Annotated in this window: 3 protein-coding genes; all 3 read right to left on the bottom strand. The window is 67.7% G+C overall.

The features are described 5' to 3' along the window. On the bottom strand, positions 1-1,009 hold a 1,009-nt coding region (locus AC1DHD_RS15735), incomplete at its 3' end, for a GntT/GntP/DsdX family permease (protein ID WP_476880608.1). Between the two features lie 43 nt (positions 1,010-1,052). After that, a complete protein-coding gene (locus AC1DHD_RS15730; protein WP_476880607.1) occupies positions 1,053-1,586 on the bottom strand; it encodes a gluconokinase in 534 nt (177 codons plus the stop codon). A gap of 74 nt (positions 1,587-1,660) precedes the next feature. Further along, positions 1,661-2,337, bottom strand: a 677-nt coding sequence (locus tag AC1DHD_RS15725) for a PIG-L deacetylase family protein (protein ID WP_476880606.1), incomplete at its 5' end; no start/stop codon positions are given.

Below are 2,337 nucleotides of genomic sequence, written 5' to 3'. Positions count from 1 at the left end.
CGATCAACAGGATCGCGGCGATCGGGCCCAGGCTGGCACCGATCTTGGTGGTGATTTTGTTACCGGTGAACCCCACGGCGTAGCCGAAGGTGCCGATGGCCAGCAGAACCGCCAGGGTCATCGCCACCAGCGGCTGCCCGACGAAGTCGAAGAACACCCGGACCCACGGCGCGGTCGCGGGATCCGGCCAGATGATGTCCACAACGGCCTTGAGCAGCATCAGGACCACGGGGAAGACGATGGTCATCAGCGTCACCGGGAAGCTGGGCTGGCGCTTGACGCCTTCCAGGTCGGCACCGTGTTCGGTGTCGATGCCGCCGGCGACGGCGGGAGCTCCGACCGGGACCCATTTGGCCGCGAGCCGGGAAAACAGGGGTCCGCAGATGATGACGGTCGGGACGGCCACGAGGAGTCCGAGGGCCAGGGTGGTGCCGAGTTCGGCCTTGACGGCGCTAAGCGCGATCAGGGGTCCGGGGTGCGGCGGCACCAGGCCGTGCAGCACGGACAGTCCGGCCAGGGCCGGGATGGCGATGCGCATCAGCGGCATTTTGGAGCGCTGCGTGACCAGCACGATTACCGGGAGCAGCAGCACCAGACCGATCTCGAAGAACATCGGCAGGCCGATGATCACCGCGACCAGCGTGATGGACCAGACCACCCGGTTTCCGCCTGCCTTGGCGAGCAGGGTGTCCACCACCCGGTTGGCCCCGCCGGAGTCGGCCAGAAGCTTGCCGAGCATGGCGCCGAGGGCAATGAGCAGGCCGACTTCCTTCAGGACGCCGCCCACACCGTCCTCGAAGTTGCTGATGATTTTGGCCGGTTCCACACCCGAGGCGAGTCCGACGAAGGCCGAGCCCAGCACCAGGGCAAGGAAGGGGTGGAGCTTGAACTTGGCGATCAGCACCACAATCAGCGCGATGCCGAGGGCCGCGACCACCAGGAGCTGGGTGTCGTGGCCGGTCCAGGCCTCGACGGCGGCGGGGAGCTGCGTAACTGCAAATGAATTCACAAGGGGTTCCTAGCGGGAAGAAAGAGTGCTGGCCGGTGCCCGGTCAGCGGGTGGCGGCGTCGGCACCGTTGAGGTGAAGCCGGTCGATGATTTCCTGGGCCTCGTCGGCCGGGGTGGCCCCGACTGAGAGCGTGATGAAGTTCTCGTCGCCTGTGGGGGCCTCCAGGGCGTCGAACTGGGAGTCCAGCAGCGCCGGCGGCATAAAGTGGCCGTGCCGGGAGGCCAGCCGGTCCGAGATCCGGTCCTTGCTGCCCTCCAGGAAGACAAACACCACACCCTCGCCGCGGAGCACGTCGCGGTAGCGCTTCTTCAGGGCCGAGCAGGTCACGATGCCGGGGGTGTCCGCGGTGGTGTGGTCCCTGATCCAGCCGGCGATGCTGTCCAGCCAGGGCCAGCGGTCCTCGTCGGTCAGGGGCTGGCCGGCGTGCATCTTGGCGACGTTGGCTGCCGGGTGCAGGTCATCGCCTTCCGCGAGGTCCCAGCCGAGCCGCCCGGCGAGCAGGCCCGCCACGGTGGATTTGCCCGAGCCCGAGACGCCCATGATGACCAGAACGGGGTGCTGCGCAGTCTTCGCCATTAAAGTCTGCCTTCCATCAATAAATATGATTTAAACAGAGGCAAGCATATGGCAGCGCTCACGCCGGGGCAACACTAGAAACCCGCGATGGTTCCCGGGCCGTTCACAGCGACCACGTGGAACGCCTCGGCGCTGCGGCCCGGCGCGAGTCCCCCGCGTTTCCCGGTGGCGGCCATCAGGCCCCGCACCATGCGGTCCATGGCCTCGGCGTCGGGGTGCTGGCTGGYGTGGAYGTGGATKGCCTCAAGCTTCTSYTCGACGTTCSCSGWSACRTCCACRAAGTGGTTYTCCCGYTCCTCCGGGCCTGCGAAGAGCCACAGCCAGGGCAGTTTGTAGGCCTCCAGCCCKGCGGCAGCAAGTTCCGGATAGGCGAACGGGTTCTCCAGGGCCGGGTAGACCGCCCGGGTCACCGCCTCCCCCACGGCCAGGTGGTCCGGGTGGCTCTTCTGGATCCGGGTCCAGTTGCGTTCGGGGTGCATGGCCAGCACGACGTCGGGGCGGAGCCGGCGGATCAGCCGCACCACCTCCCGTATGACTTCGTGTGACGGCTCCAGGTAGCCGTCACGCTGGTGGAGGTAGTGGATGTCCGTCACGCCGACGAGGGCCGCGGCACGCTCCTGCTCCCGCGTGCGGAGGGCGACGATCTCCTCACGCTGCTCCGGGTCGAACCCGCCGGCGTCACCGTCGGTCATGATGCAGTAGCTGACCTCGACGCCGGCCGCGGTCCAGCCCGCAATGGTGCCGGCTGCCC

The organism is Arthrobacter sp. 05L45_2, from assembly GCF_056397525.1.
Note: the sequence above shows the minus strand (reverse complement) of the source record. Positions and strands in the feature narration are given on the sequence as shown.